10 protein-coding genes are annotated in these 12,438 nt (G+C 63.3%); 6 read left to right on the forward strand and 4 right to left on the reverse strand.

Annotated features, from left to right (window positions below; translation table 11 throughout):
- Nucleotides 1–153: 153 nt before the first annotated feature.
- The 4 genes from VEK15_16645 to VEK15_16660 all read left to right on the forward strand — a co-directional run bounded on the left by VEK15_16645 (nucleotide 154) and on the right by VEK15_16660 (nucleotide 3,827).
- The gene (locus VEK15_16645) at nucleotides 154–1,629 is read left to right on the forward strand and encodes an NADH:flavin oxidoreductase (GenBank protein ID HXV62332.1); all 1,476 of its coding nucleotides are present in this window, start codon (nucleotides 154–156) and stop codon (nucleotides 1,627–1,629) included.
- Nucleotides 1,630–1,677: 48 nt separating this feature from the next.
- Complete coding sequence (locus VEK15_16650) at nucleotides 1,678–1,956, forward strand: hypothetical protein (protein ID HXV62333.1); 279 nt, start codon at nucleotides 1,678–1,680, stop codon at nucleotides 1,954–1,956.
- On the forward strand, nucleotides 1,941–2,474 hold the full coding sequence (locus tag VEK15_16655) for a DUF6036 family nucleotidyltransferase (protein HXV62334.1): 534 nt from the start codon (nucleotides 1,941–1,943) through the stop codon (nucleotides 2,472–2,474). Before VEK15_16650 ends, VEK15_16655 begins: the two co-directional genes overlap by 16 nt.
- Nucleotides 2,475–2,645: 171 nt before the next feature.
- The gene (locus VEK15_16660; protein HXV62335.1) at nucleotides 2,646–3,827 is read left to right on the forward strand and encodes a serine hydrolase; all 1,182 of its coding nucleotides are present in this window, start codon (nucleotides 2,646–2,648) and stop codon (nucleotides 3,825–3,827) included.
- Nucleotides 3,828–3,878: 51 nt separating this feature from the next.
- Here the strand turns inward: VEK15_16660 and VEK15_16665 are convergent, their stop codons facing one another.
- From VEK15_16665 to VEK15_16680, 4 genes are all read right to left on the reverse strand, one after another.
- Nucleotides 3,879–5,894, reverse strand: a complete 2,016-nt coding sequence (locus VEK15_16665) for an alpha/beta hydrolase domain-containing protein (protein ID HXV62336.1) — start codon at nucleotides 5,892–5,894, stop codon at nucleotides 3,879–3,881.
- Nucleotides 5,895–5,971: 77 nt separating this feature from the next.
- Nucleotides 5,972–8,614, reverse strand: coding sequence for an ABC transporter permease (locus VEK15_16670; protein ID HXV62337.1), 2,643 nt, complete (start codon nucleotides 8,612–8,614; stop codon nucleotides 5,972–5,974).
- Nucleotides 8,611–8,904 (reverse strand): helix-turn-helix transcriptional regulator, encoded by a 294-nt coding sequence (locus tag VEK15_16675; GenBank protein HXV62338.1) that lies wholly within the window; start codon nucleotides 8,902–8,904, stop codon nucleotides 8,611–8,613. The genes VEK15_16670 and VEK15_16675 overlap by 4 nt, the downstream gene beginning before the upstream one ends.
- 90 nt (nucleotides 8,905–8,994) lie before the next feature.
- Complete coding sequence (locus VEK15_16680; protein HXV62339.1) at nucleotides 8,995–9,798, reverse strand: TIGR00730 family Rossman fold protein; 804 nt, start codon at nucleotides 9,796–9,798, stop codon at nucleotides 8,995–8,997.
- 111 nt (nucleotides 9,799–9,909) lie between these two features.
- On the opposite strand from VEK15_16680, the gene VEK15_16685 reads away from it, so the two are divergent.
- Nucleotides 9,910–10,653: an enoyl-CoA hydratase/isomerase family protein gene (locus VEK15_16685; protein ID HXV62340.1), complete on the forward strand. Its 744-nt coding sequence runs from the start codon at nucleotides 9,910–9,912 to the stop codon at nucleotides 10,651–10,653.
- A 224-nt stretch (nucleotides 10,654–10,877) separates the two neighbouring features.
- Nucleotides 10,878–12,438 (forward strand): bifunctional serine/threonine-protein kinase/formylglycine-generating enzyme family protein (locus VEK15_16690; protein ID HXV62341.1); only part of this gene is annotated, 1,561 nt, incomplete at its 3' end.

A 12,438-nucleotide genomic window follows, 5' to 3' on the forward strand; every position in this document is an offset into this window, starting at 1 on the left:
CCATCACGGCAAGGTAGAGAAGAAAGAAAAAGGCGCCGGTAAGGGCCATGGTTACGGGCTGTTTTCCCCGAGGATGGGGATTGGGCTCACGAGGTTGCTCGCGGGATCACCCATAGAGCGTGCGATTATACTCTCGAAGATCGGAGATCAAGCGTGTGGACACCCCCCGAGCGGATCCGCCACCCGTTGCCGAACGCTCGATGGCCGACGGCCGAGGAAGCGGCGACCTCTATCTGGTTCTCACCGATTCGCGTCGGGCCGATGGAGCTTCGCCGTCGCAGCTGGGTGCCGGCCATGGTGCCCTGGCGAGCGACCGAGGAAGGCTTCGTCACCGACGCCATCCTCGATTGGTACGAGCGCTTCGCTCGCGGAAAACCGGGAGCGATCGTCGTGGAGGCGACCGGGGTGCGCGACATCCCCAGCGGCCCTCTTCTTCGCATCGGGCACGATCGCTTCGTTCCCGGGCTCGAGCGGCTCGTTGACACCGTCAGACGCGCGAGCGAAGGGGAGACCCGACTTCTCATCCAGATCATCGACTTCCTGATGATCCGGAGGCGCCCGCCCAAGGACAGGTTCTTTCGGAGCTATCTCGCGCTACGCCCCGAGCACCGCGAGAGCCTGGCGCGGGTTTTAAGATCGCAGCGCTGGCTTTCGGCGCCTGAATCGGAAGTCCGTGAGGCTCTCAGCGAGCGCGAGGATATTCTCGACGATCGAGAGCTCGAGGCCCTAAGGTTCGGTGCCCGCGAAAGGGTGACCGACGTGCATCTGCCCCATATCCGGGACCTCCCGAGGGTGCTGCCGGGAATCTTCGCCGATGCGGCGGAGAGAGCCCAGCGGGCGGGCTTCGATGGCGTCGAGCTCCATTACGCTCACGCCTATACGATGGCCTCGTTTCTGTCCCGGAAGAACGATCGCGTCGATGGCTATGGCGGCTCGCTTTCGAACCGCGTGCGCCTCCCACTCGAGGTCTATGGTGAAGTTCGGAAACGAGTGGGAACGGCGTACGTGGTCGGCTGCCGCATGCTGGGCGACGAGGTGATCGGGGGCGGCAGCGAACTCGAGGACGCTCGATTCTTCGCCGTCCGCTTCGCCGAGGCGGGAATGGACTACCTCTCGATCTCCAAGGGTGGTAAGTTCGAGGATGCCAAACAGCCCGACGTCGGCTGGGCCGCCTATCCCTACACGGGCCGGAGCGGCTACGAATGCATGCCGACGGTTTACTCGGACGAGCGCGGTCCGTTCGGTCGAAACACGCCGCTTGCGGCCGCCATCCGAAGGGCGCTTCGCGAAGCCGGTCACCGGACTCCGGTCGTCACCTCGGGAGGAATCGGAACGTTCGAGCTCGCCGAGTCGATTCTTCAAAGGGGAGAGGCGGACATCGTCGCGGCCGCCCGGCAGTCGCTTGCGGATCCGGACTGGTTCGAAAAGATCCGCCTCGGGCGAGGAGCCGAGGTGCGCCGTTGCGAGTTCACGAATTACTGCGAGGCGCTGGATCAGAAGCACAAGGAAGTCACGTGCAAGCTCTGGGACCGCCTCGACCGCGACGAGCCGGGGGTCCCCCTCGACCGGAGCGGCAAGCGACGTCTAGTGGCGCCGAAATGGGAGTTAGGGCGCAAATCGAGTACTTGAATGCCGGGATCGGCTAGCAATCGCCTCGAACAGGGTATCATTGAATCGATGGATTATGTGGCGTTCCCGGGCGGCGACTTGATAGAAAAAGGCCTGAGAGACCTCGCCGGCGGAGTCGAGACGCCTGAGGCGCTTCTGGTCTCGATTGGAGCGCAGCGCTTGAGAGACGCCGGCCTACCCGTGCCCGAGAGCGGTTTTCCGGACCCCGAGCGCCGACTCTATGAGCTTCTTGCGCGAGAGGATGTGGACTCCGCTCACTCCCGGTACAACGCGCTCCTTAGGCGGTTGACTAGCTTCGAGGATGCAGTGGAGTGCGTCGGCCTCTAGACACGGACCGCTTACGCGCCTTCATGCGCGCGCTGGGCGAGGCGGTTCGTCGACCGACGAACGTCTATTTCACCGGAGGCGCGACTGCGATTCTGCTGGGATTTCGGGCGAGCACGGTCGATATCGACCTCTGCATGGTGCCGGAGCAGGACGAAGTTTTTCGCGCTATACCTGAGCTCAAAGAGAAGCTCGAGCTCAATGTCGAGCTGGCCTCTCCGCGGGATTTCATTCCGGAGCTCCCGGGATGGCGCGAGCGGAGCCTCTTCATCGCGACCGAGGGGAAGATCTCTTTCTATCACTTCGATCTCTATTCCCAGGCGCTGTCGAAGCTGCAACGCGGCCACGCGAAAGACCTCGACGACGTGGAGCGAATGCACGACCGAGGCCGGATAGAGACGGGTCGACTCGTGGAGCTCTTCGAGTCCATCGAAGCTGAGCTGTATCGATTTCCCGCGATCGACCCGGGCGCATTCCGCCGGAGAGTCGAGGGTTTCGCTCGATCGCACCACACCGATTGAAGACGCCGTCGTGATCGAACCGTCACCGAAGCATCTCGCTCGCTAGGTCGACTGCGCAAAGGGTGGGCAGGGAGAGGCCTTCGTTCTCCACCGTTGCCGAGGGGCAGGCTCGGAAATCCTCAAACGGTGCTGGCTTTGCGTTGAGGAAACCGTCGCGGGAGAATCGCACTCATGAATCGAGCTCTCTCGAGCGCCTATATGCTCGGGTCGTTTCTGTTCCTCGGCGCGTGTGGCAATGACCACGCACCCGAGCTCGAGTCCCCTTCGGGGTCGTCTCCTTATTATCCGGCGCGAGGCGATGGCTGGGAGCGGAAGGCTCCCGAAGACGTCGGTATGAACCGGGAGCGTCTCGATGAAGCGGTTGCCTTCGCCGAGGCCCACGAGACGTCGATGCCGAAAGACCCCGGACGGTATCTGCGGGAGCGTTTCGCGGGGCAGGCGGACCAGGAGATTGTGGGCCCGACCCAGAAGCGTGGCGGCGTCAACGGCATCGTGGTTCGCCACGGTTACATCGTCGCTGAATGGGGCGACACCCGACGGACCGACATGACCTTCAGCGTGACGAAGAGCTACCTCTCGACGCTCGGGGGAATCGCAATCGATCAGGGGTTGATCGAGAGCCTGAACGATCGGGTCTCGAGCTATGTGGACGTCGACGGGGTCGATTATTTCGACTCCGCTCACAACAGCACGATCACGTGGAAGCATCTTTTCACGCAGACGAGCGAATGGGAGGGAACCCTCTGGGGCAAGCCCGACACCGCCGACCGGCGCCGGGGTATCGACCGCGCGCTTTCACCGCCGGGAACGTTCTGGGAATACAACGACGTTCGGGTCAATCTCCTCGCGGCGTGCCTCCTTCACGTGTACCGCCGCCCTCTTCCGGACGTTCTCGCAGAGGAGGTGATGGATCCGATCGGTGCTTCCGACACGTGGCGCTGGCACGGCTACCGCACCTCCTTCACCGAGATCGACGGAACCGAGATGCAATCGGTCAGTGGAGGTGGCCACTGGGGCGGGGGACTCTTCATCAGCACCCGGGACCACGCCCGCTTCGGCTACCTCTTTCTTCGCCGCGGCCGATGGAAAGACCGACAGATCGTTTCCGAGAGCTGGGTGGACGCGGCGACGACACCGTCGGAGGTCGAGCCCTCCTACGGCTTCATGTGGTGGCTGAACCGAAACCGCGAGCGTTTCCCGAGTGCCACCAGCTCGAGCTTCTTCGCCCTCGGTGCCGGCTCGACCAGCACCATCGTCGTGGATCCCGACCACGATCTCGTGATCGTGTCTCGCTGGGTCGAAGGGGAGCAGGTGGACGGCGTGATCGCCCGCGTCCTCGCTGCCATCGAGTAGGCGGACCGGCTTCGGGGACAATCTCGCGGGAGGTGCGACGGCTGCGCCGTTTCACTGCTTTGCGTTCAAGTAATCCCAGTGCTCGCTAGCGAGCTCGATCACGGGAACGACGTCTCGGGCGAGCAAGTAGCCTTCATTCACGAGCTCGATGGCGGCTTCGGCCACGCGCCCGAGATACTCTGTGCGGTCTCGATAGCGTGCCTCGATCGAGAGGCGAGGATCGCCCTTTGCCTGCCTTTCCTTCTCGGTCCCGGGGAAGGGTATGAACGAGCCCTGCATGCTCGACAGGGTGTCGGTGGGACCGGATGCGTCGTTGAATAGGTTCCAGCCGGTATAGGTCGCGAGCGGAACGGCCTGCTCCGGCAGGCGGATGCCGGCCCGCTCGTTGCCGTCCCCATCGACTGCCGGCACGAGGATCGGATATGTTCCGCTGACCTCTGGGGGCTCCTTGGTGACGACCCCGTCGGTCTTGAAGCGCTCGCCGTAGTCCACGCGATAGGCTTTGTGCACCCGATCGCTGACCGAGACGCCGGGAAGCTCGGGGAAGCCAAGATTTTGCGGGGCGACGAGGGATCCTTCCTCGATCCGAGGATACTGGCTCTCGGGCGGATCCGCTTCCTCCCGGGTCCAGCGATCCATGGCGACGAGCAGAGCACGCATCGACCAACGAAAGTCCATCGGATTGCTGGGCTGCTGTCCCAGCGTCCTTTCTGGAGGGAAGCGGGTCGGCCCGTGCTGCGTCCCGGCGAACTGGTAGATGCGAACGTTGTCCATGAGCTTCGCGTCTTCGCGACCGTCGATGCTCGTGTGGATGAGCGACGCCGCCCGGCCCCAGTACTCGTAGGACGAGTTGGTGTAGAAGACTTTGGGAAGGTGCTCGGGCTTCTGATAGACGAGCAGGCCGTCGTTCGTGCCCGTTCGGAAGTCGACCTGTTCGCGGTCGGTGAAGGGAAAGATGTCGGTGGGATGAAAGAAGTTCAAATAGGGGTGCGCGTCTCGCGAGGCCTGCGCGAACCGGTGGTTGAAGCTTCCGCGGCCGCCGCCCGCCACGTGGGCGATCACGCCGTCGAACACACGACGATGAGCTTCGTCCTCGTTGAACCCGTAATAAAGGAAGGTTCTCAGAAATCGACCGCTCTGCGATATTCCGAACGCGAGCGCACGGTCGAGCTCACCCTTGCCCACTGACAATTCCGCTGCCCCCTCGTATTTCAGATGTGCCACGACATCTCGAATCGCCGCAGGACCGAGACCGACGAGGGGCGGGTTCTCGGAAACGTAGACGATCTCGTAGATGCGGTTCGGCTCGAAGCCGCCTTCCAGGTAGACGCTGCGCGGGTCGTCCACGACCTCGCCGCGGGAAAGCCTCGCGAAACGCCACTGGGATCGCGGGATGATTCGTCGCTCGTCTTCCACGTCGTCCCGCACCGTCATCACGTTCTCCGGCAGGTCGGGATCGGCGACCGGGTAAGCGATGTGGTTTCGATCCGCGAGTGAGTGGTCCGCGCGGCGTTCGCCGACGACGAAATCGCTTCGCACCAGGCCGCGAATCGGCTTCCCGTCGTCGGTCGCGACCGCGGGATACATGCGCATCCGTCCCTCGACCTCAGGTGTGTCCCACTGCCATCCGACCCAGAGGAGGGCGAATCCTTCCTCCATCAGAAACCCATCTCCGAGCTCCGAGGCTTCCTCGGGATCGAGGCTGCCCTCGGCCCGGTTGAAGAAAGAGAGAAGCCCCTTGCCTCCACGGTTTCCGACCTCGAGCAGGACAGCGCCGTTTCCGCGCTCGAGGTGCTTCGGCTTGATGAAGTAGAAATCCGCTGAGAAGGCCACGCGCCCGTTGTCGCCCACCGGTGCCTTGTCGATGTCGGTGATGATCAAGTTGGGCGCGAGGCTGGGGTCGACCTCGAGATATACCGTCCCCTGCATTTTTTCGTAGCCGCCGGCGAGGCCGAAGGCCTTCCCGCCAAGAAGGTCGGTACGCGAAGAGACATCGAAACGGACGACCTCGGCGCTGGCCGCAATCGAGAGACAGAGGATTCCGATCGAGGTGACGGTAAGTCTCATTGGGTCGTCCTTTCTCATCCCGCTCGTGGGTGGACTATACACCCGGGAGACACCAGGGGCTTTTGGCGTGAGAAAACTCACTCCGAGCGCAGAACTCGAAGGGGATCGAGCGCCGTCGCCCTCCTCGCCGGGGCGTAACAAGCGACGAGAGAGAGAGCGACCATGGCAGTGGCCATGGCCGCGAAAGTGAAGCCATCGGTGGGAACGACGTCGAACAGCAACGACGCGAGATAGCGGGTGAGCGCGTAGGCGGCGAGTAGACCGCCAACAACACCGAGGAGAACGAGGACGAGGCTCTCGCGATAGACCCAGGAAAAGATCCGCCCCCTGCCGGCGCCCACCGCAATCCGAATGCCGATCTCTCTCGCGCGTCGAGCAACGGAATAGGATACGAGTCCGTAGAGGCCGACGCTTGCCAGCACCCCGGCTACGGCGGCGAAGAGCCCGATGAGCATGAGGGCGAATCGATTCTCGGCCAGTGTGTCATCCACGTATCCGCTCAACGGGCGAACGCGGGAGATCGGGATGACGGGATCCATCGACGCGAGCGTTTCACGGATTGGAGCGGCGAGCGACTCGGGTGGGAGCCCCCCCGTACGCACGGTGAAGTCGACCTCCCAGTCCGTCCACGACCAGCCGCGTGAGTCGAAGTAGATGGTGTCCCGCGCCGGATCGCGCAGATCGGCGTACCGCACGGCGCTCACGACACCGATGATCTCGAAGACTTCCGCGCCTCCGCCCCAGGGGTTCGCCAGCACGGTTCGTCCGACCGCCGATTCGCCGGGAAAGGCACGATCGGCGAGCGTACGATCGACGATGGCGACGTGCCGCGCGTCAGCGAACGTGAACGAGTTCCCGTCGAGAAGCTCGATGCCGATTGTCTCGAAAAAACCGGGCGTTGCCACGCGATAGTCGGCATAGGCTCGGTCGGTCTCGCGAACGCTCCCCGCGGCATAGGTATTGGACCAAGCACGGTGGGATAGCGGCAAGGGCCAGACGAGTCCCGCTGAAGCCGCTCCCGGAAGGGCTTCGATGCGCTCTTCGAGGTCTCTAAAAAAGCGATCGGTCCCTTCCGGTCGCTCGTACTTCGTGCCCGGTAACGACAGGGAGAACGTCAGAATATTCTCGTGGGTGAAGCCGGGTTCGACGGCGGCGAGCCGGGCGAAGCTCTTGGTCAGTAGACCCGCGCCGATCCAGAGCACGAGCGACACCGCGATCTGTATCGCCACGACCAGTCCGGTCATGCGCTTCCGACGGTCTCCCTCGACTCGGTCGCCCTTGACGTCGCGTGGGTCGAGCCTGCGTGTCGACGCGAGGGCGGGAATCACGCCGAAAATCAGCGTGGAGCCTACCGAGATTCCGAACACGAACGAGAGCACCATCGGGTCGACGCCGGTCCCTGTGATCCGGGGAAGTCCGGCCGGATTCGAAGCGATCAACGTCTCGGTGGCGACCCAGGCGAGGCCGAGACCCAATGAGCCACCCGCAAGGGCAACCAAAAGGCTTTCGACCAGCATCATCCGAACGATCCCAAGACGGCTCGAACCGAGCGCGAGCCGGAGCGCGATCTCTCGCTGTCGTGCCTGCCCACGCGCCAGCATGAGGTTCATCACATTGGCGCAGGCGGTGAGCAGCACGAGGCCCACCGCTCCGAGCAGCATATAGAGATAAGCGCTGGCGTCACCCACGACGGCGTCGAGAAGGGGCACGACCACGAGCTCTCCGCCGGCTCGGGCGAAATCCACGCGCTGCTCGCGGAACCGAGAGGCGAGCGAGTCCATCTCTGCCTGGGCTTCGTCGAATGTACGACCTTCCGCGAGACGACCCACGAGATCGAAGAGCGCGACGTCGATGTCGTCGCCGCTCCACAGGTCACCGTTCTGCCACCAGTCGTCCGGCACCTTCCATACGTCGACGTGAGTGGGAAACCGGGGGACATGGAGGGTGAAGCCGCGAGGCAGCACGCCGGAAATCGTGTAGGGGTGATCGTCCAGCCGAACGACTCGGCCGATGATGTCCTCCTCGCCGCCGAACGCGTCGAGCCAAAGGTGATGGCTCAATACGAGAGTTCCCGGCGGAGCGTCGCTCGTGAAGCCCGAGCCGAAAAGGAACGAGACTCCCAGAATCTCGAAGAGGTTGGAAGACGTCCAGCCGACCTCCACCTGGAGCGGGATCTCTGTCCCCGTCAGGTTTTGACGGATGTGGAAAACGGCGGCGACGTCCTCGAAGGTCTCGGCGCTTTCCCGAATACGCTCGAAGTCCATCCCCGAGTGGTTCGCGTCCTCGACACCGTCCGCGACCCAGCGGGCTTTGATGAAAGCGAGCCGTTCGGGCTCGCGGTAATCGAGGGGATCGAGCAGAACGGTCTCGACGACGCTGAAAATCGCGGCGCTCATACCGATCCCGATTGCAAGCGTTGCGACGATCACCGCGCTTACGAGGGGCGTCGCCCCCAGAGAACGGAGGCCGAGGACGACGTCGCGAGCAACACCCATTGCCTGAACCCGTCGTGGAGGCTTCGGGGCGAAACGCCGTTCCCAAATTCGAAGTCTCGACGCCCCCAGGACGAGGTCGAACATCGTCCGAACCCACCAGAGGCTGCGCCGCGCGCGCCCACGGACGAGGGTGCGGTCGGACTCGATAAACGCGAGAATCTCCATGCGGAAGCGGTCGCGGAAGGCTTGGGGGTAGAGCTTCAGCAGAAGCTCGAGGAGCTTCATCGCAGGAGTGCCTTCGAGCGCGCGAACCGGATGATCTCGTTGAGCCGGTTGAGCTCTTTTTCCAGGTGGCGTCGCCCGGCTCGGGTGAGGCGGTAGAACTTGCGCCGCTCGTCGTGGTTGGTCTCCTCGATCCAACCCGATTTCTCCAGGCGGTGAATGGCTTCGTAGAGAGTACCAGGACCCAGACGAATGGCTCCGTCGGTGCGCTCCTCGACATCCAGCTTGATGCCATAGCCGTGCCTTTCGCCGTCGGCGAGCGACAGCAATACGTGCAGAACGGCGGGCGTCATGATGTCTCTCGGATTGGTCATATATCGGTCACAGGTATATCGATGACCGAGTATAGCACGAGTTGCCAGCCGCAGCGCCAGGGGTCGGGGTTAGACGCTCCGTGGCGCCGGCTTTTCTTTTTTGGCCTGCTCGCGCAGGATCCAGCTTGGCCGCGGCGCCCACACGAGACCGAACTTCGTGGTCGCGGAACGTAGGACGTGGCTGACGGCTTCCTCCGGCGAGTCGGTCACCACGAGTCGTTCGACGTCCCCACCGTCGACGGTGCCTTCTTCGACCATCTTCTGTGTCAAGAAACCGAGAAGGGGAGACCAGTAATCCGTGCCCATGACGACGATGGGGAAGTCCTGCATCTTGCCCGTCTGGATGAGAGTGGCCGCTTCGAAGATCTCGTCCATCGTGCCGAAGCCGCCCGGCAGGACGACGTAGGCGTACGAGTATTTCACCAGCATTACTTTGCGGACGAAGAAGTAATGGAAGTCGACGTGAACGTCGAGGTAGGGGTTCGCTCCCATTTCCTTAGGCAGATTGATGCTGCAGCCCACGGTCCGTCCTCCCGCTTCTTTGGCCCCCCGGTTGGCAGCTTCCATGATCCCGGGGCCGCCACCGGTCATCACCGTGAAGCCAGCGCGGGCCAGCCGGCTTCCGACCTCACGCGCCAGTGCGTAATAGCGATGGTCCTCCTGGAATCGCGCCGAGCCGAAGACGGTAACGCAGGGGCCGACGAAGTGAAGCGTCCGGAAGCCGCGGATAAACTCCCACGCGATGCGCAAGGTGCGAACGAGCTCGGAGCGCCGTCTCTGAGGTCCGTGCAGGAAGCGTCCCTCGTCCGACCCGTCGAGGTTGGCTCCCGGCGTGTTCATGACGGAGCTGGGGCGAATCGTAGGCTGTTTCACGGGTGTGAGCGAGGATAGCACACGGTCTCGGGCCCGAGGCCGCGTGGCTGCGGTTGCCTCCTCGATCGGCCACAACTATCATGCCGTTCCTGGCGAGTGGGAGGTTTACTCTTGAGCACTAACGTCGTCCTCTACGAGTCGAAGCAGGGGATCGCGATCATCACCCTGAACCGCCCGGAGAAGCTCAACGCGATGAACGGCGACATGTGGGGGGCTCTGGAAGCGACCTGGCGCCGATTCACCAACAGCGACGACCGGGTGGCCATTCTCACCGCTGCTGGCGAGCGGGCATTCTGCGTAGGTGCCGATCTGAACGATCCGACGCTCGAGGTCTGGCGGGCGATCCCGGGTCACATCGTCGAGGTGGACAAGCCGGTCATCGCCGCGGTCTTCGGACATTGTCTCGGGGGAGGCATGGGTCTGGTGCAGTTCGCCGATATCTGCGTGGCGGCCGACGATACGCAGTTCGCGTTCCCCGAGGCTCGGGTCGGCCTCGCCATCGGAGGCGCGAGCTCACTCGTGGCGCGTGTTCCCCACAAGATCGCCATGGAGCTCATGCTGACGGGCGAGTCCATCTCCGCGCAGCGGGCCTACGAGGTTGGACTCGTCAACAAGGTCGTCGCCCGGGAGCGCCTGATGGAAGCGGCCATGGATTACGCCGAGAGGATTGCGGCGAACGCGCCGCTGGTGCTCGGGATGCTCAAGCGTTACGCGCGGGAAGTGACCCCTCGTGGACCGGTAGAGAACGCGGCGCTTTGGAGGCGAGAGCCCGAGCGCATTTTCGCGAGCCGCGACGCGAAGGAAGGGATCGCCGCTTTCCGCGAGGGGCGGAAACCGAAGTTCGTGGGGATCTAGCGTAGCTAGCCTTCGCTGGTACCTTGTCGGATTCGCCATCAGGGAAAATGGCGCATCGTTTCCCCGGGGACTTTCGCGACAGGGCCTGTTGTCTTTACTTCATCGACCAGGGATCCTCGAGCTCGACGAACACGTGTGCGCTCTCGAGTAATACTTGAAGTCGGGTTTCGCAACAATCACTCAGTCGATTTCCCCAGAATGAATGAGTTAGGATTGCGCGTTCGTTGCCCACGACCGTAGAAGGCGTGATGATCGACGAGACCGTTTCCCACTACCGGATCATTGGAAAACTCGGCGGTGGAGGTATGGGGGTCGTCTACGAAGCCGAGGACAGGAACCTCGGCCGCAACGTAGCGCTGAAGTTCCTACCCGACGCCCGGGACACTCCGGACGCTCTCGAGCGCTTCAAACGGGAGGCCCGCGCCGCATCGGCGCTCAACCATCCCCATATCTGCGTCGTGTACGACCTGGGCGAGCACGAAGGAAAGCCCTTCATCGCGATGGAGCGGATGAAAGGGGAGAGCCTGAAAGAGACGCTCGCGCGGGGACCGATGCCGATCGAGCAGGTGGTGAAGCTGGGCGTACAGATTGCGGACGGGCTCGAAGCGGCCCACGGAGCGGGGATCGTGCACCGGGACCTGAAGCCGGCGAACGTGTTTCTGACCGAGCGGGGCGACGCGAAGATTCTGGACTTCGGTCTCGCGAAGCTGGCGGGGGCGGAGAGGCAGCTTCTCGGCTCGGAAGTGGAGACGGCGGCGCAAGAGAGGAACCTGACGAGCCCGGGGATGACTCTCGGCACCGTGGCCTACATGTCACCGGAGCAGGCGAGGGGACTGGACGTGGACGCCCGGAGCGACCTCTTCTCTCTCGGCGTGATGCTCTACGAGATGTCGACCGGGCGGCTTCCATTTCTCGGGAAGACGGCGGCGGAGATCTTCAATGCCCTGTTGAGTCAGAAACCGGCACCGGCGACCGGCGTTCCGGCGAAGCTTCAGGAGATCGTTCTCAAGTGCCTCGAGAAGGAGCGGACCGTTCGTTATCAGACTGCTTCGGAGTTGCGGGCGGGCCTAGAACGTCTTGGAGAGAAGCGACGAACGGCGCTCCCACTCAGGGGCGTTGCGGCTGCGGTCGTGATCCTGGCGGCCGCGGCCGGCTGGCTGTGGCACCGCGCCTCTCGGGAGAGATGGGTACGGGAGACGGCGATGCCCGAGATCAATCGTCTCGTCGAGGAGTTCGAGTTTTCAGAAGCGGCGTCCTTGGTGCGAAAGGCGCTCGCCGTTCTTCCGGACGATCCGACGCTCGAAAAGCTCTGGACGCAGACAACCGAAGAAGCCATGATTGAGACCGACCCGCCTGGCGCGGACGTCTCGATCCGTCCCTACCGGGACGATGCGCATCCGTGGGAGAACATAGGGACGACCCCTCTCCGCGCTCGTGTGCCCAAGAATGAGTACCTATTCCGAATCGCGAGACCGGGATTCGCCCCGACGGTCTTCGTCGACGCGCGGAATATCCAGTGGACGGTGAGGCTTCCTCCCGAGACTAGCGTCCCTCCCGAGATGGTGTTCGTTCCAGGCGGAGAAACCGATCTCTCGTACCCTTACGGAGAGGCTCCGATCGTGCCGTTCGACGACTTCCTCATCGACCGCCACGAGGTCACGAACGAGGAGTACCAGAAGTTCGTCGATGCCGGAGGCTACCGGAAGCGCGAGCTCTGGAAGGTGCCCTTCGTAAGAGACGGGCGGGAGATTCCGTGGGAAGAGGCGATGGCTCTCTTCGTGGATG

The organism is Vicinamibacteria bacterium, from assembly GCA_035620555.1.
Classification (GTDB): domain Bacteria; phylum Acidobacteriota; class Vicinamibacteria; order Marinacidobacterales; family SMYC01; genus DASPGQ01.